Source organism: Salinivibrio sp. ML198, assembly GCF_001996015.1.
In the GTDB taxonomy this organism is placed as follows: Bacteria; Pseudomonadota; Gammaproteobacteria; order Enterobacterales; family Vibrionaceae; genus Salinivibrio; species Salinivibrio siamensis.
Genome location: NZ_MUEZ01000001.1, coordinates 262151 through 283103 on the forward strand (window position 1 = coordinate 262151; position 20953 = coordinate 283103).

General features: G+C 51.1%; 19 protein-coding genes. 5 read left to right on the forward strand and 14 right to left on the reverse strand.

Features of this window, described 5'->3' with window-relative positions; all coding sequences use genetic code 11:
* Positions 1 to 126: 126 nt before the first annotated feature.
* Both hppD and BZG25_RS01105 read right to left on the reverse strand, forming a co-directional pair.
* Positions 127 to 1212: a 4-hydroxyphenylpyruvate dioxygenase gene (gene hppD / locus BZG25_RS01100; protein WP_046075645.1), complete on the reverse strand. Its 1086-nt coding sequence runs from the start codon at positions 1210 to 1212 to the stop codon at positions 127 to 129.
* Positions 1213 to 1509: 297 nt separating this feature from the next.
* Positions 1510 to 1854 carry a hypothetical protein gene (locus BZG25_RS01105; RefSeq protein ID WP_046075644.1) on the reverse strand — a complete coding sequence of 115 codons (345 nt, stop codon included), beginning with the start codon at positions 1852 to 1854 and terminating at the stop codon, positions 1510 to 1512.
* A 208-nt stretch (positions 1855 to 2062) separates the two neighbouring features.
* On the opposite strand from BZG25_RS01105, the gene fabG reads away from it, so the two are divergent.
* Entirely contained in the window at positions 2063 to 2794 is a 732-nt protein-coding gene (fabG, locus tag BZG25_RS01110; protein ID WP_077578485.1) for a 3-oxoacyl-ACP reductase FabG, read from the forward strand.
* Positions 2795 to 2827: 33 nt separating this feature from the next.
* Complete coding sequence (locus BZG25_RS01115; RefSeq protein ID WP_077578486.1) at positions 2828 to 3535, forward strand: SDR family oxidoreductase; 708 nt, start codon at positions 2828 to 2830, stop codon at positions 3533 to 3535.
* Between the two features lie 32 nt (positions 3536 to 3567).
* Here BZG25_RS01115 and BZG25_RS01120 read toward each other — a convergent pair whose 3' ends face one another.
* From BZG25_RS01120 to BZG25_RS01140, 5 genes are all read right to left on the reverse strand, one after another.
* Positions 3568 to 4257 (reverse strand): hypothetical protein, encoded by a 690-nt coding sequence (locus BZG25_RS01120; RefSeq protein ID WP_046075641.1) that lies wholly within the window; start codon positions 4255 to 4257, stop codon positions 3568 to 3570.
* Between the two features lie 195 nt (positions 4258 to 4452).
* Positions 4453 to 5643 carry an acetate/propionate family kinase gene (locus tag BZG25_RS01125; RefSeq protein WP_077638386.1) on the reverse strand — a complete coding sequence of 397 codons (1191 nt, stop codon included), beginning with the start codon at positions 5641 to 5643 and terminating at the stop codon, positions 4453 to 4455.
* 6 nt (positions 5644 to 5649) lie between these two features.
* Positions 5650 to 7068: a bifunctional enoyl-CoA hydratase/phosphate acetyltransferase gene (locus BZG25_RS01130; protein ID WP_077606698.1), complete on the reverse strand. Its 1419-nt coding sequence runs from the start codon at positions 7066 to 7068 to the stop codon at positions 5650 to 5652.
* A gap of 56 nt (positions 7069 to 7124) precedes the next feature.
* Entirely contained in the window at positions 7125 to 7898 is a 774-nt protein-coding gene (fabI, locus tag BZG25_RS01135) for an enoyl-ACP reductase FabI (protein ID WP_077638387.1), read from the reverse strand.
* Positions 7899 to 8214: 316 nt separating this feature from the next.
* Entirely contained in the window at positions 8215 to 8802 is a 588-nt protein-coding gene (locus BZG25_RS01140; protein ID WP_046075637.1) for a nucleoside triphosphate pyrophosphohydrolase family protein, read from the reverse strand.
* Between the two features lie 222 nt (positions 8803 to 9024).
* Between BZG25_RS01140 and BZG25_RS01145 the strand changes: the two genes are divergently transcribed.
* Complete coding sequence (locus BZG25_RS01145) at positions 9025 to 9534, forward strand: outer membrane beta-barrel protein (RefSeq protein WP_046075636.1); 510 nt, start codon at positions 9025 to 9027, stop codon at positions 9532 to 9534.
* Here the strand turns inward: BZG25_RS01145 and BZG25_RS01150 are convergent.
* The 6 genes from BZG25_RS01150 to BZG25_RS01175 all read right to left on the reverse strand — a co-directional run bounded on the left by BZG25_RS01150 (position 9502) and on the right by BZG25_RS01175 (position 15020).
* Positions 9502 to 10284, reverse strand: coding sequence for an NRDE family protein (locus BZG25_RS01150; RefSeq protein ID WP_046075635.1), 783 nt, complete (start codon positions 10282 to 10284; stop codon positions 9502 to 9504). The two genes, BZG25_RS01145 and BZG25_RS01150, sit on opposite strands and share 33 nt — an antisense overlap.
* A complete protein-coding gene (locus tag BZG25_RS01155) occupies positions 10272 to 10820 on the reverse strand; it encodes a hypothetical protein (protein ID WP_077638388.1) in 549 nt (182 codons plus the stop codon). The genes BZG25_RS01150 and BZG25_RS01155 overlap by 13 nt, the downstream gene beginning before the upstream one ends.
* A gap of 69 nt (positions 10821 to 10889) precedes the next feature.
* On the reverse strand, positions 10890 to 12002 hold the full coding sequence (locus BZG25_RS01160) for a hypothetical protein (RefSeq protein WP_077638389.1): 1113 nt from the start codon (positions 12000 to 12002) through the stop codon (positions 10890 to 10892).
* Complete coding sequence (locus BZG25_RS01165; RefSeq protein ID WP_077606691.1) at positions 11999 to 12586, reverse strand: DedA family protein; 588 nt, start codon at positions 12584 to 12586, stop codon at positions 11999 to 12001. The genes BZG25_RS01160 and BZG25_RS01165 overlap by 4 nt, the downstream gene beginning before the upstream one ends.
* Positions 12587 to 12658: 72 nt before the next feature.
* A complete protein-coding gene (locus BZG25_RS01170) occupies positions 12659 to 13405 on the reverse strand; it encodes an SDR family oxidoreductase (protein ID WP_046075632.1) in 747 nt (248 codons plus the stop codon).
* 16 nt (positions 13406 to 13421) lie between these two features.
* Positions 13422 to 15020, reverse strand: coding sequence for a methyl-accepting chemotaxis protein (locus BZG25_RS01175; protein WP_158010023.1), 1599 nt, complete (start codon positions 15018 to 15020; stop codon positions 13422 to 13424).
* Positions 15021 to 15337: 317 nt separating this feature from the next.
* On the opposite strand from BZG25_RS01175, the gene BZG25_RS01180 reads away from it, so the two are divergent.
* A complete protein-coding gene (locus BZG25_RS01180) occupies positions 15338 to 19084 on the forward strand; it encodes an EAL domain-containing protein (protein WP_077638391.1) in 3747 nt (1248 codons plus the stop codon).
* Between the two features lie 118 nt (positions 19085 to 19202).
* Positions 19203 to 20120, forward strand: coding sequence for an aromatic amino acid DMT transporter YddG (gene yddG, locus BZG25_RS01185; RefSeq protein ID WP_077638392.1), 918 nt, complete (start codon positions 19203 to 19205; stop codon positions 20118 to 20120).
* A gap of 41 nt (positions 20121 to 20161) precedes the next feature.
* Here yddG and BZG25_RS01190 read toward each other — a convergent pair whose 3' ends face one another.
* Positions 20162 to 20953, reverse strand: coding sequence for an ABC transporter ATP-binding protein (locus BZG25_RS01190; protein WP_077638393.1), 792 nt, complete (start codon positions 20951 to 20953; stop codon positions 20162 to 20164).

A 20953-nucleotide genomic window follows, 5' to 3' on the forward strand; every position in this document is an offset into this window, starting at 1 on the left:
AGGCGCTCACAAAGGAGCGCCAATAACATAGGGTGTCTACAAATAACGACAGCCTATCGACTTGAGTCAGTTTATCCGGATAACCCGTATCGCAGCCTCAAGCGAGTTTGTTATGTACCGTTTCGGTTAGTCCAATACACCACGACGCATTTGATCCAGCTCGATAGACTCGAACAAGGCTTTAAAATTACCTTCGCCAAAGCCTTGGTTACCCTTACGTTGGATGATTTCGAAGAAAACCGGTCCAATAACAGTATTGGTAAAGATTTGCAGTAAGATACCGCTGTCGACGTCACCATCAATCAATACACGGGTATCACGCAACTCATCGATGCTTTCTTCATGGCCATTGACACGCTCGTTGATTTTCTCATAGTAGGTGTCCGGCGTATCCATGAACGCCATGCCTCGTTGGCGTAACGTCCGCACCGTTTGGTAGATGTTGTCGGTGGTCATGGCGATATGCTGGATCCCCTCACCGTTATACTCTTTCAAATATTCTGCAATCTGTGACTTGTCATCACTTGACTCATTGATAGGAATACGGATTTTTCCGCAAGGTGCGGTCAGCGCTCGCGACTTCAGCCCGGTCTTTTTGCCTTCAATGTCAAAAAATCGGATCTCTTTGAAGTTGGCAATACGCTCGTAAAAGTCAGCCCATACATCCATGTTGCCAATATCGACGTTGTGGGTCAGGTGATCGATAACTTTCAATCCTGCATCCGCTTCTTTCAGGCGCGATTGCCAGTCTGGATAAAAGTCAAAATCGACTTCATAAATACTTTGGTCACCATAGCGGTCGACAAAGTAAAGCAATGAATCACCAATGCCGTATACCGCAGGAATGCTGAGCTCCATTGGACCAATGTTTGGCTCAACCACTTTGGCGCCTTGTTTGGCCGCATACGCAATCGCGTGTACCGCATCTTTCACTCGAAACGCCATGGCGTTGACACTCGCACCGTGCTGCTTAGCAAAGCCTTGCGCTTGTGATTCGGGCTCACCGTTTACGATAAAGTTGGTGTCTCCCTGACGATACAGCCAAACGTCTTTGTGCTTGTGTTTGGCAATTTCCGCAAAACCCATCAACGAGAACAAATTCTTAAGTGCATCGATACCCGCTTGATCGGGCGCTGTGTATTCAACGAACTCAAACCCATCTGTGCCCAATGGATTAATCGTTTTGACAGGTGCTTGCATGGTTGACGTCATAATCGCTTCCTCCTTGTGTGTAACATTAGAGATAGCATTAGACGGTGACTGGGACTAGAGAAGACAAGCGGACAGCTGGTTAATCAAATGTTAACCAATAGTGTCACTTATGCTGAACAGTGAGAGGAAAGCGTCGCTAACCGCGTTTTTTTAAGGGTTTAAGCCAATAACAAGTGTAAAGAATAGCAACCAAAACGCCATTACATTTTACATTTTTGCAACGCGAGATGAAAACCATACAGCGAAAACACAAACGCCGCCCAAAGGCGGCGACCAAAAAGCAGGCGGGTGGGCGTATTAAACCTTGAGGCTGTAACTGTTTTGCTGGCCGTTGGGTGTGATGGTTTTTTGCACCTGATCCATCAGCGCTTGTTGCTGTTGGTTGTAGGCATCCGCTCGCGTTTTCTGCGCTTCTTGTTCCGCCACACGATCAATGAGGGCTTGATAATCACGCTTATCCTCACGCTGCTCGCCCGATGCTGCGGCTTCTTTTTGCTCTTCTCGCTCTTTACGGATCAGCTCGGCACGCTCTTGCACGCTCATCGAGTTATTGAGACCGCCATTGACCTGATCATCTTGACGATCGCGCTGACGCTGCATGTATTGCTGCGCTAAAGGTTGCGAATTGATTGACGTCGGCATAGGTCCTCTCTCGAACAAGGTGACAACTTGATTAAATTTTAGCCCATACGCCCACAAATTGATATCTCAATTTACTATAGAGGATGTCACCACTGGCCTAGTTGTTGCACGTTATCTGACGTTGGCCGCGAGATACCAACGTAGAAGCAGGGGCTTAGGTGACCCAACGCCCAAGAAAAGCACGATGAATATAATGAGGAGAAACACCATGCTGACCGGTAAACACTGTGTCATTACAGGTGCCGCACAAGGGATCGGCCGCGCCATCGTTGAAACCTTTGTCGAACAAGGCGCTACCAAGATTTATGCATTAGATAGGAATATTGACAACATGCAAGACTGGCAAGCACATCGGGTTATCGTTCCCGTTGCGCTGGATGTCTGCGATCAAGAGGCTGTCGCGAATTGGGTGCAGAGCTTGCACCAACAACACGCAGTTATCGATGTGCTGGTGAACAATGCTGGCATCACTCGTGACAACCTGCTGACCAAAATGAGCGAAAGTGACTGGGACGCGGTCATTGACGTCAATCTAAAGGGCGTTTTTACCATGACACAAGCCATCGCGCCACTGATGATGGCGCAAGAGAAAGGCGCGATTGTGAGCTTGTCTTCGGTCGTCGGCACCGACGGCAATATTGGTCAAACCAACTATGCCGCCTCAAAAGGTGGCGTGATTGCAATGACAAAGACTTGGTCAAAAGAACTCGCTCGTCACGGTGCGCAAATACGCGCCAATTGTGTCGCTCCCGGTTTTATTGAAACGCCCATGACGGAAAATTTACCCGATAAAGTCATTGAGATGATGAAAGGGAAAACACCCTTGGGCCGCATGGGTACCGCGCAGGATATCGCCAACGCGATTAGTTTTCTTGCCAGCGATAACGCGAGCTTTATCACAGGTCAAACGCTTAAAGTCGATGGAGGGTTAGTCATATAATGGAAGGACACTTCCGGCCATTATGAGGCAACAATGACTCCAACACTTCTTATCACAGGCGCGAACCGTGGGATTGGCCTGGCGCTCACTGAGCTGTATCTCGAGCACGGTTGGCAGGTGATTGCCTGCTGCCGCTTCCCCGGCTCTGCGCCTCACTTGATGACACTAAAAAACCGTTACTCAACGCTCACCACCTACGGATTAGATGTCACGGATCATACGGTAATACAGCAACTTGCATTACAGCTTATCGACACGCCTATCCATTTACTGATCAACAATGCAGGTCTATATGGCCCCAAAGGGTATCAATTCGGTGACGTGGATACAGCGGCCTGGCGCGAGGTGCTGGAAGTCAATACCATCGCTCCCCTGGTTATCGCTGAACATTTCACCCCGCATCTTGAAAAGGCAAGCCAAAGTGGCCATACACCCATTTTCGCTTTCCTATCCTCAAAAGTCGGGAGCATGAGTGATAACCAATCAGGCGGTGGGTATATTTATCGAAGTTCAAAAGCCGCGCTCAACGCGGTGATCAAAAGTCTATCTATTGACCTGCGAAGTAAAGGCATTCGTTCGATTGCTCTCCACCCCGGTTGGGTACAAACGCAAATGGGTGGACCCAATGCCCTTATCAATACTGCCACATCGGCCCAAGGGTTGAAGCATGTGCTCGATACCCTAACGGACAGTCAAAACGGCAACTTTATTGATTATCAAGGCCAAGAAATTGGTTGGTAAGGAGCGAGGCGGTGATTGCGCCGCCTCGTTAATTAGATAGGGAAGAATGTCATCGACGCCATGCTGTGTACCACCTGATTAATATTACGGTTAGTACTGTCCGCCACCATAATGGCCATCATGTCTTGAATAATAATCATCTGGCCCAACAAACGCTCGTAACTATAATTGGGCACACCATTTTTGCCCATTCCATTACTCAGCAACAGCAGTTGACCGTGTTCGTCCTTTTGATTGTTTAAAAGCCAGGCAATTTTTTCTAGGTTTCGAGCACTGTTATAGAGTTTTTGTTGGTCAATATCATCGAGCAAAAAAAACTCAAGTTGATGATTATAGCTCGCACTGATCATGCCGGTAACACCCGCCATGAGCGCAAACACGCGGTCGCCCTCAAATTCACTTGAAAAGGCTAAAGGCAGCAGCGCGATGCCATCCATTCCTCCCAGCTCTCGAAAGCCATTGTCGGGGCGTTCTGCCGTCATCAACTGCGCCACGCGTTTTTCAATCGTCATGCCGGGCACTTTTTTGAGCTCGCGCGGGTTACGCTTGTACAGTTTCACGATGAGGGCTTCGCTAAGATCACGAATCTCAGCGATGTGAATATCGGTAATTAAATCCATGTCTGACTTGGCGAGATTTTTAATATCAAATGGCCGACCAAGCTTCTGCGCACACCCTGTGAGGCTAAGCAATAATACGCTCACCCATACCCAGCGCATCATAACAACATCCTTGCATCCTCTAACTCGGCGCTAGCATAACGATTTACGCCCGCTCGGTGCACTCTTAGAAAAAATCTTGTATGGAATATCACACTTTTAGCGTATAACTGGCGCTGCAATCATCAATCCACCTTGAACCTTTTTGAGCCAATATGTCCCCCATTGGCGGCAGGCAACGCCAAGAAACGATCGTCATCACAGCATCGCGACACAATCAGCGGCAATAACACGCTCTTCATCAGTGGGGATAACCCACACGCCAATCTTACTGTCCGGTGCAGATATACACGTTTGATTGGCTTGATTGGCCGCGGCGTCCAAGCGCATACCTAGCCAATCACACTGTGCCACCACACGCTCGCGTACAGGTGCAGCATGCTCGCCAATCCCAGCGGTGAACACCAGATGTTCGACACCGCCCATTGCCGCACAGAGGCTGCCGATTTCTCGCGCAATCCGATAACAATAGTGCGCTATCGCCTGCTTAGCTCTTGGTTTATCGCTGCGTAATAAGGTGCGCATATCACTGCTGATACCCGATAAACCTAACAGCCCAGACTCTTTATATAAGAGCGTGCTGACGTCGTCTGCAGTCATGCCTTCTTCGGTGATCAGATGCAGCACTAATCCCGCATCAATGGCGCCACTTCGCGTTCCCATGGGTAACCCCTCAAGCGCGGTAAAGCCCATGGTGGAAGCCACACTTTGTCGTGATTGGATAGCACACAAACTCGCGCCATTACCAAGATGCGCAACAATCACTTTGGCGTCGCAATCAAAATCCGGGATCACCTCGGGTAAGCAACGCGAGATAAAGTCGTAAGACAAGCCATGAAAACCATAACGTTGAAAGCCCCTGTCATACATTGCGTAAGGAAGCGCAAACTGGCGCGCCTCCTTGGGCTGCTGGGCATGAAAGGCGGTATCAAAACAGGCAATTTGGCGCATGTTGGGTAATCGGGTCTGAAGTGCTTTAATCGGGGCAAGGCTATAAGGCTGATGAAGCGGCGCCAGCGAGGTTAATGCCTCCAACAGCTTGACGCTGCGCGCATCAAGAGGCGTTGCTTGCTGAAAGTACGTACCACCATGAACCACGCGGTGACCGACAGCAATCAGATTATCAAGAAAGCCTCGCGGTTCGAGCCACGCCAATAGCGAAACAATCGCGGCATGGTGATCCGCTGCGTTGGCGGGCGGGATAGAAAGCCCATCCGCGCCGCTATCAACGGACACCGCGTAACCTTGGGTCCCCAAACCGGAAAATTGTCCACCCATTAACCGATTAACACCCTGCCAACGCGTCTCCTCAACCGGATCCGTATTGACGTCAAACAGCGCGAATTTCAGACTCGACGAGCCGCTGTTAATGACCAGTATGTTCGCCATTGTCGCCTACTTATACTTATCCAGTGCTTTACGTTGATGCTCCGCAAGCAACAACGCCAGCGCACTCGATGCAATGCGGGTCAATGCATCATCGGCACGGCTGGTCAGCATAATGGGCACACGCGCCCCCACCACCACACCCGCGCCGGTGGCATCTGCGAGGTAGCTCAGCTGTTTCATCAGCATATTGGCAGCCTCAAGATCAGGGGCCACCAGGATATCCGCACACCCTGCAACCGGGGAGTTAATCCCTTTGGTCACGCGAGAGTCTTCGGAGACGGCACTGTCAAACGCCAGTGGTCCATCTAAGATACCGCCCGTTATTTGACCACGCTCCGCCATTTTACACAGTGCCGCGGCATCAAGCGTCGCATTCAATTTAGGGTTAATGGTTTCCACGGCCGACAAAATCGCCACCCGTGGATGACTGTTGCCAATCGCATGAGCCAGTTCGATGGCATTTTGAATAATATCGCGCTTTTGAGCCAACCCTGGATAGATATTAATGGCGGCATCAGTAATAAATAGCGGGCGCGGATAGGTCGGCACATCAAAGGCCATCACATGACTGAGGCAACGCTCAGTTCTCAACCCTCCTTCCCGTTTAACCACTTCATGTAGCAATTCGTCGGTATGCAGTGCGCCTTTCATCAGCGCCTCTATCTCCCCCGCACGTGCCATAGCCACCGCTTTTTCCGCCGCCGCGTGACTATGGGGGACATCAACAATGTCAAAGTCGCGGATATCCAGTTCAGCTTTATCCGCCGCCGCCATTATTTTGTCACGAGGCCCGACGAGGGTAGGAATAATGAGCTGTTGCTTCGCCGACTCCACCGCGCCGCGGATCGAGCTATCGTCAACGGGGTGCACCACCGCGGTATGCATGGGCTCAGGGTGATCGGCCGCGGTTAAAATCGCATGCAACTGCCCGCGCTCAGATAAGCGCACTTCTGGTAATACCGTGCGTTGACGTCGAACTTTTTTAGTGGGCGCCAGTACGCGTGCTTCCCCTTCAATCACAGTATCACCGCGTTGGTTTTCACACCGGCAAGCAAACACAATGTGGTGACGCTTTTCGTCCATTTTATCGACACGAACAGCGACGCGCAGCACATCGCCTAGCATGACGGGGGCTTTGAACGCGAGTGTTTGTCCGAGGTAGACAGTGCCAGGACCGGGTAGCTTTGTCCCCAATACGGTAGAAATCAATGCTCCGCCCCACATACCGTGCGCAATCACTTCCTGAAAGCGACTGCTTTTGGCAAAGTCATCATCCACATGGGCAGGATTGACATCCCCCGACATAATCGCAAAAAGCTTAATGTCCTCCATGGTGAGGCGCTTTTCTAAAAACGCTTCATCGCCTAATGAAATCTCATCGTACGTCTTATTCTCGATGACTTCCTCGTTATTCGTCCCTGACATGGTGGGCTCCTCAATAATCGATCAAGTCAAAAAAGTATGTGTTAGCCTCGTTGCGCTTAAAACCTAAGGTGATGACCGGCATCAACGTAGTGGGTGAGTCCCGTCAACACTTGCCCAGCATCGGCGCTAAGGTAAACCACGGCATGACCAACATCTTGCACTGTTGCCAAACGTCGAAGGGGCGAGCGCGTTTCTCCATCCACGGCCAAGGCTTCAAATTCTTTTAACCCCGACGCAGCACGCGTTCTGATCGGGCCGGGGGAAATAGCATGCACCCGGATCCCTTTTGGTCCTAATTCTGCTGCCAAGTAACGGGTGGTCGACTCAAGCGCCGCTTTAACAGGCCCCATTAAATTATAATTATCGACGGCTTTCTCCGCCCCATAGTAGGACATGTTAAACAGCGTGCCGCCCTCAGACATCAGTGGCTCTGCACGTTTCGCCATACGGATAAACGAGTGACAAGAGATATCCATCGCCAGCGAGAACCCCTCTCGTGAGCAATCGACCACGCGACCGTGTAAATCTTCCAAAGGCGCGAAGGCAATGGAATGCACAACAAAATCGACCCGTCCCCATTTCTCCTTGGCGCGAGCGAATAGTGCGTCGAGTTGTTGATCGTCCTGTACATCACACAGCATGAGTTCTGGATCGCCCATGGACGCTTTGAGCGGGGTCACAAACCGCTCTGCCTTAGGTGTGCCATAGGTGACCAGCACATCGGCACCCGCTTGGCTTAGCGCTTGAGCACACCCAAACGCAATGCTGTTTTCATTGGCCAGTCCGGCGACAATACCGACTTTACCTGCAAGTGAAAAAGGATGTTCCACAATACTCTCCCTTAAATTGGATAGCGAAAGTGTTAATCGCTCAGAGGGCTGAGTGATTACACTAAAAAAGACATCATCCACTTTAGGGCAACCGCAAACCCTTAACGTAGACTTAAATCAGCGTTAAGTGCAAAAGTATAGAAGAAAAAAGGCCGAGTGACGTGCTAGATAAAAAGACAATTGTGACAATTTTTGATGACAACCTCGCCTCGGGCCACCGCGATGAGAGCTTTCACTCTAACCGGTATTCCTTCTCACGAACCAAAAACGCCACCGCTAATCACGGTGGCGTTTTGGGCAGGCGAGAAGCGTGGGACTACGCCAACTCGGCCATCACACACTTGGCAAGGTCAGCGGGGCGGTAGTAAACCGATTTCATCACCTTGCCTTCACGGATAAGCTTGCCGTCGACACTGACATCGGCGGCACATTTGGCGATGATGCCATCTTCTTTGGGACTGGCGACAACATCAATGCCTTTTTGCGCGTAAAACGCTTGGGTGTCGGCAAACTCTTGTTGATTGCGACAGACTTTACTCATATTGCTGCTATGCACCTCATCCCAACAGGTCACAAAATCAACACCTAGGCGCGAGGCGATTTGAAGCAAGATATCAACCATGTAGCTCACTTCGAGTTGTTCTCGATACCCACGCGCGCCCATTTGAACAGCACGTCCCATCAGCACATAAACACTATCAACAATAGCGTCCACTTGCTCAACCAGCGAGTCGGCTTCCGCAAGCTCTGTCATTTCCTCGACCGCCAACGCCGTGTGCAGATCATCGGCTTTGTCATCGAGAGAGTCAGGATCATTGCAGGGCAAATCAAAGGTGGTGCGGAAGGCTTCAATATCACGGTAAAGGTGGTCGTAGATCGCTTGATCGAGAACAGCAAATTTCATTTGTAGGGCCCTTTGAGAAACAAACACGCATGCGTTCATGCTGACATACAAGGGGCATTACAATAGCACTGCTCACTCAGACTTAAAATCGATCATGATGATTCTTTGTCGCCAGACAGCGTTAAAGCACAAATATCACTCAAGCTTGGTGTACGCCCGCCGCTAACGCCTTATACTGAATCTATGACGTCATTTGCACGCTCGGCCAAAAGGATAGTTACTATGACCAAACGTTTATCGCTCGCCACACTGTGTGCTGGTATGTTGCTGGCCACAACCGCACAAGCGCAAACCTCCCCACTCAGTATTGGCGCAAGTGCCGGTATCACAGATGTCAGGTACGGCACACAAACAGAAACAGGCCACACTTGGGAAATTAACGGCACCTTACGTGTCACCGATTACACAAGCCTTTACAGCGGCTACGGCCAAACCAGTGCCGATTTCGACAATAGTAACGGTACAGAAACAACACTAACCTCAAGCTATATTCCGGTGGGAGTGCAGATCAATGTCCCCATGAGCATGGGCAATGTTTATTTGCGCGGTGGTGGTAATTATTATCAAACAAAGTTCGGTTCAGATAAAGATATTGGCTGGGGCGCAACAGGCACGGTGGGCTTTGAACTACAGCCTACCGTCGGCCCCAAAATGGCGTTTGAGTTCACTTATGCCGATAGAGGCACCGCGGAAACCAGCTCAGTAAACGTCGGAACCAGTATTGGCTTTTAGTGGCATAGTAGGATCAACCTCGAGGGGTAAGTGGGCCACTAATGGCCTGCTGACCCGACACGGGGCACCATCGTAGTAATACATACTTGCGGTATCCGCGTTCACGCAGATATGTGTCAAACTCACTGTACTGGCGTCTTCTCGGTGCATACACACAGATAAACTCCCCAATACTGGCTCGTGGCTTCGATGATAATCGAGTAGCGCATGGGCGGAAGAAGATGAATCACGCAATTTTGCGGCGAGGAGCGCTGAGCGCGTGCGACGTACGTCATCTGCTACCACCGCAGAGGAGACAACAGGTGGCACACAGTCGATACCTTGCAACGTGCGTCCATTCCACTGCCAAGCCACCGGTGAACACGCCGCGTGTTGGGTCTTATCGGTATTCATCGGGCTAAAGACCAACAAGGTAAAAGGCGCAAAATCCGTCATTTCATGCTCTGTCACCATGGCCGCCACCTGAGACAGATCGCTTGCCCTCGCCACGGATTTCACCAGCTGACCCCGACTGCGCTTGGGCACAACAGACGGTTGACCTTGATAATCATTTAACAAACAGACCAATAACCCATGTTCATTCGCCGCTATCCAGGTGCCCATCCCATCAGGATCAATCGGCATAAGTACGCGTGTTCCCGCTATTTGATAGACTTTCGGCGGTATTGCACGGCTTCTACCTCGTGCCTCATCACGGTTAAAACACAGTTCAAACCCTTGCTCTGAGGTCAACCATGTCAGCGTGCACATGGGTGCTGCTCTCGCTGATAACTTGCCGTCGCTGCAGCGATGCCGATCTCTTTATCCAACACTTCCCCCAGATCGTATGCGGCTGTGCGCATCATAGCAAAGTGGTGAGTGGCGTGACTGGCCACGGCAATCAATTCACGCATTATGGTTGAGGGGGTAGTCACTGTATTGGAGGCATACAAGGTGACCTGTGTCGACACTTGTATCGACTGCTCGAGTTGTTGACTAGACAGCGTATGTAACCAGCTGGTTATGGCCTGCCACTCAGCTTGGGCAAGAGATTTATCGGTTTCTACGCGATGGCCTCGCCGGCGTCCATCTGCATTCATCACGCCACTACCCTCTCCTTGGTGTAAGGCCCAATACATATCAAGCGCATGACGCATATGTTGGCCAATGGTGCTGGTAAATCCATCGGCCCGCATACGACCATAAGCCGCGCTCGTAACACTCGTCAGTAGCTGCTGTGCCTGATAAGCCACATCCAGGTTACCACTAATAATCGCACTATCTGCTTTGGTTAGACTCGAATGCATACCCTCACCTTAGTACATGTTGCGGCAATTTGGCGCCATCATCTTCATTCAAGCAGATGTCATGCCGCTTTAGTCCGTTTCTGGGTATTGCTTCATCCAGCGCCTTTCTTGGTACCATGCGCGGAGCAAAGCAAACACAGAGGGCGGTTTGTGTCCCTGCAATCGCAAGCGCGCACCAATATGGTACAAATGCCGATATTGATGCAAAAGTGCGCTGATGGCTTGGAAATAACTCCCCTCACTGTCCCAAATATGCGCCGGCTCACTACTCGCGCCGTTGATCTCAACAATACAAAGCGCCTCTCCTTTCTTTAACGACGCCATATCGCGAAACTTGATGTCAAAGCGACCGAAGTAAAAACCATCAATGTCTTTCGCGATCGTATCCATTTTTGCCGTCAACGCTGGCGTCACCCAAGTTGCCCCATCTTTAAAGATGGCACCGCGGCAGTGGCTACCCGAGAAGGCTAACGGAATACGTACGCCCGCTGGTATTACGTCATCAAGCTGGTGGTGGTGGCGCTGATGATAAAGGTGTCCGCGCACAGAGGCGGCATCATGGTGCTGGATAAGCGCGGCTAAGGTATGCTTGCCATCACCGATCACGGCGGGCAAATATTTCAACCCGAGGGAGAATATGTGCCCACTTTCCTCGCCGGGATAGCGAATATAGAAAACCCCTGCTTCCGCGTCGTAAGGTGCCAATGCTTGGAAAATAATGTCTCTGTCGGGAGGAAATGTGCTGATATAAGCAAAGAGCTTTTTTTCCGTATCGATGCGCTGAACGCCAGCCCCTCGACAGCCTTTGTCCGGCTTAGCCACCAACGGCATAGCGATACCTGCCTTCGCTAGTTCGGCAAGTAGCGTTTTTTTAATGCTGGGGGTGATTGCATTGGGCCGCGTCCATCGCCAATAGGCAGCGATGTATCGTTGCGCCGTGTCGCCCGCTTGGGCAAACACCTCTGATTTCGCCTCACCGACCATCCCTGAGAGACGGATCCCCGGGTTAGCAATCAACGGCAACGTCAAACTGCGATAGTAGAGGCCAAGCCCGATTGATTGAACCACGACGGGCGTGTAGAAACACCAAGCAGGCAGAAACTCAAACCAGCCCAACGGCCGTGACACAGGATAGTGGGGCATGCCAGCTTGGCCGATAAGCGTCACCGAAGGCTTTGTCATAGCGATCCTTTTGGTGGCGTTGGCAACGCGCGGCGACGGAGAAAACGATTAATCAGCACCAGCAAGACAATCGAGAGCGCAAACGCCCAACCTGTCAGTTGTTTCTCTGCCAGCCAATCGCTGTGCTCAATCGTGAATGCGCCCCAAAAAATCAATCCTGTCCAACAGGCGGTGGCAATACCAACGGATAATAAAAAGGTGCTGAGCGGGATCGCGAGAAAACCGCTGAGGCTATAAGTAATTGTTCTTAAACCGGGGATAAAGCGGATAAGGAAAAGATTAAAAAAAGCGTGACGCCGTAAAAGGTGGCGTGCGTCTCGCACTCCTTTCATCAACAATAAACGGGCACGTAAACCGCGATAACGCCGCGCATAACGACCCAGTAAAAAAAGGGCAATATCACCACTTGCGATGCCCAGGAAAATCGCCAACAAGGCCGTGTGCCACGCCAAGACCGACTCAACCGCTACAAAAGCGGCTAGCGCAATCGCACCGTCCTCAAAAACATACGAGGCAAATATAATGACAAAAAATAAACCCAGTGACGGTAAGGTCGCCAAACTGGGTATCATGCTCTCAACCATTGGCTTTCTCCTCCTTATTAATCATAGACAGGAGAAAGCCCAAGTTACTTACAAATTGATGAAAAAATAAAGCTACATGCCGCCCGCCACATCAAATAAGCTTCCTGTCGAGTACGAGGCATTATCAGATAATAACCAAGCAATCATTTCTGCCACTTCTAGGGTAGAGCCACCGCGACCCAGTGGAATGTTATCCGCGACACGGGCGACGCGATCCGGCTCACCGCCTGCGGCATGCATATCCGTATCGATGGGTCCTGGCCGCACTGCATTCACACGAATACCTTCACGCCCCACTTCTTTTGCCAACCCCATGGTAAGCGTATCAAGCGCTGCTTTGGTGGCTGCGTAGTCAACATATTCATTGGGCGACCCGGTTTTTACCGCTGCGGAAGAAACGTTGACAATCGCGCCACCGTTCCCGCCGCGGGACTGCGCCATGCGGTGTACCGCTTCGCGGCAGCACAAAAAGGCACTAGTGACATTCGCTTGGAACATCGCGTTAATCCGATCGGCATCCATACTGCTCACCGTCGACTGTGGCAACATGATCCCCGCGTTGTTCACCAGTGCAGTGATATTTCCCAGACGGTTGTCTGCTTCGCTGAATAAGCGTTTAACGCCCTCTTCACTCGACACATCCGCCTGAACCGCAATCGCATTGACACCAATCGCTTGAAGCTCATCAACAAGCGCAAAAGCAGATTCACTGTTGCTAAGATAATTGATGCAAATGGCATAGCCACGCTGTGCCAATAGTTTTGCCGTCTCACGGCCAATGCCGCCACTTGCCCCGGTTACAATCGCAACTGGATTCATTGCTACTCCTTTTCGCTTAATCCGCCGATACCGGTGGATAATACCCCATTCTCACTGCGCCCCAATGTTGACCTGCAACAAAAAGAGGAACAGAAAGATCATGCATTACCTCACCGGTATCGCGCTTGTAGGTCTGCAACAACATGGTATCAGTATGTTGACCGCAACGCCTACCTGTTCGGTCATCAAATAAGCGTTTAGTCCGGTTTCCGGTGATATCTTGCGCATAATCACCGGTGAGAGGCTGGCAAAAGCGCTGATTATGCGTGGGGACGTAGCCATGGTTGTCATTGGCTATCACATAAACAATGTTCTCATCTGTCTCAAGAATGGGCTCTTGAATAGGCGGTAAGATCCGATCACACAAGCTATCAAATCGAGTGGTATATTTTTTAGGATCGGTGTTCGCGATCGGCTGGTAGTGGCGATCAAACAAATCACTTTTACTGATCTCACCCTGCTCAATGGCTTGTGCAAACGCCGCCTCTATACGATCACGACATAAGCTGGCTGCTTTAAAAAAGCGTTGATGTGGGCTCGCCTCAGACAGCTCAGCGAAAACGGCATTGGTTTTTTCGGTGGTCTCCATCAAGCCTTCCGCTTCTTGGCTCAGCGCAATGACCTGGTTATCACTGTCTTCTAGTCCAGTCCGCACTTGGGTCAATGCTGAAGCAATTTGCTCGAGGCTTGCACTGTTTTGTGACGATCCATCCGCCATTTGTCTCACGGCCGCTTCAACCTGATCGGCTCTGGACGAGAGGTCGGTTAAAATCTCTCCCACCCTCTCAACATTCCACGTCCCCGCCTCGACATCCGATGACAGCGTTTGAATATGGGTCATCACATTACTCGACTCTGTCATGATTTGTTTTATGATCGCCGCGACTTCACTGGTGCTTTGTGACGTACGCTGTGCAAGCTGACGCACTTCGTCGGCCACCACCGCAAAGCCACGCCCTTGCTCTCCCGCTCGTGCCGCTTCAATGGCGGCATTCAACGCCAATAGGTTTGTTTGCTCTGCAATCGCATCAATGACCTGTGCAACATCACTCACTTTATTGACGTTAGCGTCTAGCGCTTCAATACGTGCCACTGTTTCAGCCGTTTTTTGGTTAATATCACGCATTTCCGCGATTGAGGCGGTGAGCTTATCGGCCCCCTCCAAGCTCAAATCTCGCATGCGCGTTACTTGCTCAACAGACGCCGCCTGCGCTTGGCAGGTGTGAGACAAAGTCTGTTCGATATGCTGCGCGGTCTCGGTGACCTCGACCACAGAAGAAAACTGTTCGGTTAATCGCGTTTTTAATATATCCGAGCGATGCGAGACTTCCGCCGCATTCATGGCATTCATGGTAGCGCGCGTTGCCAGCCGTCCGACCGTTTTCATCGGCAGCGTTTGCGTTTCTTCCTCGGTATTTTGCCCCGGTACCACCTTGGGTGCCGACGAGTACACCTTCATCGCCAACACGGTCACGAGCGCTTGGCAGGCGAGGAGTCCCGCTACCGTATAAAACTGCTCAGAAAAAAAGTGCCAACTCACCAACACTAAAAGTGTCAACGTGGTGCCTATTACAACCCAAATCCATGATTGTTTGTTCGCTGCGTTCCCTGTCATCGAGCCACCTTTGTTCCTCACTGAACCGATTTTATCCAATGTCATGGCATGCGGTCGTATCACGACACACAGGACTGCCACGTTTTGATTACTAATGCCATGCTTCACACTCAATAGCGGTGAAAGTGATCAAATTTCGACTAAAGCATTAGATCTGAGGCGCTAGTAACCAAGCGATTAATAGGATGCAGGTGCCTCTCAATACGGCGGGCAACAATTCAGTACCGACAAAGGTAGCGGAAAGGCAATAAAGGTCGTTAACTCTAAGACAAAATGCGCTAAGCTACAGCTAGGTCATTGTAATTAATGAGAGAGCCATGCCCCGCCATCACCGAGTGCGCCAGGCGATTCACGCCTTTTTGGTATTGATGACAATTAGTTTCTCGCTGGTGTGCTTTTCGTTGGCCGTCATTCCCGAGAGTGAAGAATTTGCCGTCATTTGGTATGCCTCCGCCGTGGGCGCTTTTTCACTGGCCAACCTTCCTCACCGCGCGCGTGCCCTGGCCACCCTCGGTTTTTTTATCGGGGTATTTGCAGCAGACAGTGTCATGGGGCTCCCATCCCAACTGAGCCTTAAGCTGGCGGCCATCAATACATTAACCGCCTTCACGGGCTGTACGTTATACCTTATGATGCGCCGGCGTTATGGCAACCCTTTGCACGGTGTGTGGCCATTTATCCGCGGACTGATGCCAACAGCCGTTATGAGCCCGCTTGTCGGTGCCCTCCTCGGGGGCTATGTTTTATCCGCCTTCAATGAACACGGGTTTAACTACTATGTAGTACGCTGGTTTTTTAGTGAATTTATCGGATTCGTTGCGCTATTTCCGCTATGCTTAGCGCTCAAAGAGCGGCTATACACAGATACTCTCGACAAGCTCTATCGACCGGCTCCCTCTCCATCGACAATGATCAGCGGCAGTCTCGCGCTGTTTGTCCTGATTAGTTTGCTTTTTTATGCTTTCCCCTATCCGTTCATCGCGCTGACAGGCTTGTTTTTCATTGCTGCCACACTGCAAAGCAGAATAATAGGCCTTGCCACTATCGCCTTGTCAGTGGTCAGTTTTGACCTCCTTTCTGCGATCGGTGTCTTTGCTTTCCATATCGACAGCGAACACCAAGTCTCCTTGTCGCGCTTAGTCACCGCGGCCGCGACCTTGGTGATAGGCGTCGGGATGACACAGCTGGCGTATAGCTATCGACGTCATCAACGGCATCACATTGAGCAGCACTCGCTGCTCACGCAAGCCATGCACAACTCATTGATAGGGATGGCGATACTGGATCCGCGAGGTATTGTCCAAGAAGCAAACGCCAGTTTGGCGCAGTTTTTTGGCTGTGAGCGCCGCGTGCTTATCGGTTCGCATGTCTCTTTGTTCACGCGAGCACAAGACCAATCTTCGCTGAGGGAATATTTTAGCGATCTGATCATGGGTCATTCTGATAATAAGCGATTGGAAAAGCGCTTTGTACGCGCCGATGGCGAGACAGTATGGGGACGGCTTTCGCTCACCGCTGTCCGGGATAAGCACGCTGGTCATGTGACTCACTTGATCAGCCAAATCGAGGATATCAACGCACTCAAAGCGGCACAACGTGAACAAAAACGCTGGCTTGAACGTTGGCGTTTTGCCCTCGATATCAACAAACTTGCCGTCTTTGAACTCAATATTCATACGGGTGCGTTGCTGTTTTCTGGGTGGTCCGCGCCTTTGCTCGGCATCAATGCCAAACAGATACGCACCTACCAAGACTGGGTCAGTCGCATACATCCAGACGATCGCGCCGCATGGGAACAATCTATGCGCCTGCTCGTCGACAAACACACCGACCGGATGGTAGAGGTATTCCGGTTTAATAATGACGCGAACGCCTATCGCTATCTACGCCAATCATCGGCGCGGCAAACGGGGGAAGAAACAGAAACCGTCTTGAGTACCGTGATTGACATCACTGAACAGTATCTAACTAACCGGCAAACAGACACCTTACGCCGCCGCCTAGAAGCCGCGACAAAAGCGGCCAATATTGGTATTTGGGAGTATCACGTTAACGAAGACAAGCTAGAGTGGGACGCACAAATGTACCGCCTCTACGATGTCCCCGAGGCCGAAGGCAGTGAAAAACTCGCCACCTGGCAGCAACGTCTTCATCCAGATGATGCAGAGACGATCAACCAAACACTCCAGGACGCGCTTACGCATCATCAACGACTCGATACCCAGTTTCGGATCATTGATAGTCAAGGGCGTATTCGCTACATCCGTGCTCTCGCCAGCTTACAAATAGACGATAATGGCAACACGGTACGGATGATCGGCGCCAATTGGGACAATACCGAAATCAACGAGCTTAACCACGCACTGGCCCAAGAGCGTGAACAGCTGGATGTGGTGATGAACTCCATCAACGATGCGGTGATCACCATCGACGATCAGGGCAACTTGGCCTACCTCAACAACACCGCGCAGTGGCTTGTTGCCAATGATAGCGTGCTGCCACTCGGCCAACCTGTGGACGCGGTTTTCGAGCTTTACAACAACCAGCAACGGGTGTTGCTTTCCAGCTTTAGCAGTCAACAAACAGAGACCTTTTTTGAAACCCAAATACAAGACGCCTACCAACTGGTTATCGCGGGCGGCAAACGCCTGTATGTATCGGTGGCTATGTCTCCACTGACCAGTAACCAAAACGGTCAACACGGGTATGTGTTTGTGTTGCGAGACGTGTCGGATGAGCATGCGCTGATGGCACAGTTAGACTACAACGCCAATCATGATTCGCTCACACAGCTACCCAATCGTCGCGCCTTTGAAACCCTCATGGAAAATCACCTGTCCAGCGAGAACCAATCGCCCTCCGTGTTAGCGTTTATCGATTTAGACCTGTTCAAAATCATCAATGACTCGGTCGGCCATCACGCCGGTGACGAAGTCCTATGCCAAGTGTCACAAGCCTTAGCCGATAACATACGCAGTGATGATGTGGTGGCGCGTTTGGGCGGTGATGAGTTTGCGTTGCTGCTCACGCACTGCAATATGCGCGACGCGAAACATACGATCGCCGACTTAATCAAACAGCTTGAACACTTGTCTTTCTCCTATGGCGAGCGCATTTTTGCCATCAGTGCCAGTGTGGGTCTGGTGGATGTTAACGATGCGACATTAACCCTCTCGGATTTGATGAGCCGCGCCGATGTAGCGATGTATGAGGCCAAGTCGGCAGGACGCGGCCAGATAGTGGATTACAACGATATCTCAGGCACCGCGCAGGGACGCCACAGTGACATGCAAATGGTGGGGAAAATTACACGAGCACTGACTGAAAACCGCTTTGCGCTCTATGGCCAACAGGTGGCACCCGCACAAGGGCCTGTGGTTGAACACTGGTACGAACTATTAATACGCATGATAGATACCGACGGTAATATTATGAATCCGGGGGAATTTATTCCCGCTGCCGAGGCCTTTGGCTACATTCGCGATATCGATGGCTGGGTAGTGAACTATGTGCTCAATACGCGCGCCGCGGAGTTGGCAGAGTCAGGACTCAGGTTCAACATCAACCTCTCAGCAAACTCAATCAGTGACCCTAAATTTCAGACACAACTCAAACAGCTATTAAGCGCTTCTGTCCTTCCTGCGGAGCGACTGTGTTTTGAGATCACTGAATCAGCACTCATTAGTCATTTAAACGCAGCCGTCTCTTTTATCGACGAACTACGCCACCATGGCGCGCATGTCGCGCTGGATGATTTTGGTGCCGGTCTCTGCTCGTTTCATTACTTAAAGCTGTTCAATGTGGATGTGGTTAAAGTTGATGGCCAATTTGTGGCTAACCTGACCGACCGAGAAAACAAAATCGATCGCGTCATACTGGAGTCCATTGTCAGCATTTGTGACACCATGGGTTACAAAACGGTCGCGGAATGGGTCTCCGACGAAGAAAAACTTGCCTGCGTACGAGAAATTGGCATTAACTACGTGCAAGGGTTTCTTATCGACTACCCAACACCGCTTGATACACTGCTTGCCACGCATACCCTCACACCGCCGAGTCACTGACGGCGCCCGACGACCACCGACTACTGTTTGACTCATTCACCTAATACGCAGTGGCGATGGTGGTTGCACACGTCCAATAAAAAAGGCAATTTAGAGGTTTTGCTTGGACGGCTACCTCATGAACCGATATACGCTGGCGGGATGCGGCGCCATCATGCTTTGGAGCAGCAATGTCGCCTTTATCCGTCATGTCACCGAACTGCTTGGGCCACTCGGTGGCGCAGCGGCGATCTATACGCTTGCCTCTCTTTGTTTGATTGTCGTCGTCGGCCTCCCCAAACTCAACACCTTCCCGCGCCAATATTTACTGATTGGCGGCGTTTTATTTGTCGTGTATGAATTGTGCTTAGCGCTCTCATTGGCTTGGGCGAATACCCGCACCCAAGCGATCGAAATGGGGGTGATCAACTACCTCTGGCCGTGCTTAACTGTCTTGTTTTCGGTTATTTTGACCCGTCAGAAAGTAAGCCTGTGGCTCTATCCTGCGTTAGTCGTCGCCTTTATGGGCGTGGTGTGGACAGTAGGAGGCAAGCAAGGCGTATCTTGGTCTCACCTCGTGGCCAACATTCAGTCGAACCCGGTTAGCTATATATTGGCGTTTAGCGGTGCGATTATTTGGGCGATTTACTGCAACCTCACCAAGATGCGCGCGCAGGGTAAGAACGGGATCACCTGGTTTTTCTGTGCCACCGCGGTCACTTTGTGGGTGGGCTATCTCGCCTCTGACGCACCCGCTATGCATCTTTCATGGCAAACCAGCGGCTATGTGCTGCTCGCTGGACTCGCCATGGGAGGCGGTTATGGGCTGTGGAATATAGGTATTCTCAAGGGCAATTTGATGGTCTTGGCCACCCTATCCTATTTCATCCCTGTTTTATCGACCTTATTGTCGGCAGTACTACTTTCTACTTCGTTGACGCTCACCTTTTGGCAAGGTGTGGCCATGGTCACTTTAGGCTCACTGGCAAGTTGGTGGCTGACTCGGGCACCCGTTAAAAAAGCGGCGAACAAACGCGCAGAGGCCAAAGCACACTAAGACGACTAGCCGCTAATAGCGGCTAGTCATTCACAACACGCTTAAGTCTCTGCAGCGGCCATCGATGGTGTGGCGGCGCCATAATACAGACAAATGCGCTGCCCGTTTATCTCCTCGACTTCAAAATCAATCTCGTAAATCCGCTCCATGATGGGTTTAGTCACCACGTTTTTCACTTGGCCACTGGCAACCACTTCACCCGCTTTCATCGCAATCATGTTATCGGCGTAGCACGCGCTAAAATTGATATCGTGCATCACCACCACCACCGCTTTGTTGTATCGGTGTGCCAACTCTCGTACCGTTTTCATAATAGCCACAGAGTGACGAATATCGAGGTTGTTGAGTGGCTCGTCGAGGAAAACATAGTCGGTGTTTTGCGCCACCACCATGGCAATGAATGCCATTTGACGCTGACCACCACTGAGCTGATCAATAAAGCGCTCTTGCAACTCTGTCAGCCCGAGTTGCGCTAACGCGTCATCAATCACCGCGTTGTCTTGTTCGGTTAGCCGCCCTTTGGAATGCGGAAAGCGCCCAAATGCAACCAACTCACGCACCCGAAAACGCATATTGACGTTGTTCGCTTGACGCAACACGGCCAAGCGCTGCGCCAACGCCTGGTTACTCCACTCACTCAGTGGTTTATCACCAATCAACACCTCACCGGCATCACTGTCTGTCAGTCGGCTCGCCATCGATAGCAGCGTACTTTTCCCAGCCCCGTTGGGACCAATGATAGCGGTCACTTTACCGAGTGGAAACAGTGCGCTGGCTTGATTGACCACCTGTGTTTGGCCATAAGCTTTCGATAATCCAACTAATTCAATCAT

Bases quoted from the DNA above. Each gene is read 5' to 3' on its own strand.
- hppD (WP_046075645.1), bottom strand. From the start codon at position 1,212: ATGACGTCAACCATGCAAGCACCTGTCAAAACGATTAATCCATTGGGC.
- BZG25_RS01105 (WP_046075644.1), bottom strand. From the start codon at position 1,854: ATGCCGACGTCAATCAATTCGCAACCTTTAGCGCAGCAATACATGCAG.
- fabG (WP_077578485.1), top strand. From the start codon at position 2,063: ATGCTGACCGGTAAACACTGTGTCATTACAGGTGCCGCACAAGGGATC.
- BZG25_RS01115 (WP_077578486.1), top strand. From the start codon at position 2,828: ATGACTCCAACACTTCTTATCACAGGCGCGAACCGTGGGATTGGCCTG.
- BZG25_RS01120 (WP_046075641.1), bottom strand. From the start codon at position 4,257: ATGATGCGCTGGGTATGGGTGAGCGTATTATTGCTTAGCCTCACAGGG.
- BZG25_RS01125 (WP_077638386.1), bottom strand. From the start codon at position 5,643: ATGGCGAACATACTGGTCATTAACAGCGGCTCGTCGAGTCTGAAATTC.
- BZG25_RS01130 (WP_077606698.1), bottom strand. From the start codon at position 7,068: ATGTCAGGGACGAATAACGAGGAAGTCATCGAGAATAAGACGTACGAT.
- BZG25_RS01140 (WP_046075637.1), bottom strand. From the start codon at position 8,802: ATGAAATTTGCTGTTCTCGATCAAGCGATCTACGACCACCTTTACCGT.
- BZG25_RS01145 (WP_046075636.1), top strand. From the start codon at position 9,025: ATGACCAAACGTTTATCGCTCGCCACACTGTGTGCTGGTATGTTGCTG.
- BZG25_RS01150 (WP_046075635.1), bottom strand. From the start codon at position 10,284: ATGTGCACGCTGACATGGTTGACCTCAGAGCAAGGGTTTGAACTGTGT.
- BZG25_RS01155 (WP_077638388.1), bottom strand. From the start codon at position 10,820: ATGCATTCGAGTCTAACCAAAGCAGATAGTGCGATTATTAGTGGTAAC.
- BZG25_RS01160 (WP_077638389.1), bottom strand. From the start codon at position 12,002: ATGACAAAGCCTTCGGTGACGCTTATCGGCCAAGCTGGCATGCCCCAC.
- BZG25_RS01165 (WP_077606691.1), bottom strand. From the start codon at position 12,586: ATGGTTGAGAGCATGATACCCAGTTTGGCGACCTTACCGTCACTGGGT.
- BZG25_RS01170 (WP_046075632.1), bottom strand. From the start codon at position 13,405: ATGAATCCAGTTGCGATTGTAACCGGGGCAAGTGGCGGCATTGGCCGT.
- BZG25_RS01175 (WP_158010023.1), bottom strand. From the start codon at position 15,020: ATGACAGGGAACGCAGCGAACAAACAATCATGGATTTGGGTTGTAATA.
- BZG25_RS01180 (WP_077638391.1), top strand. From the start codon at position 15,338: ATGCCCCGCCATCACCGAGTGCGCCAGGCGATTCACGCCTTTTTGGTA.
- yddG (WP_077638392.1), top strand. From the start codon at position 19,203: ATGAACCGATATACGCTGGCGGGATGCGGCGCCATCATGCTTTGGAGC.
- BZG25_RS01190 (WP_077638393.1), bottom strand. From the start codon at position 20,953: ATGATTGAATTAGTTGGATTATCGAAAGCTTATGGCCAAACACAGGTG.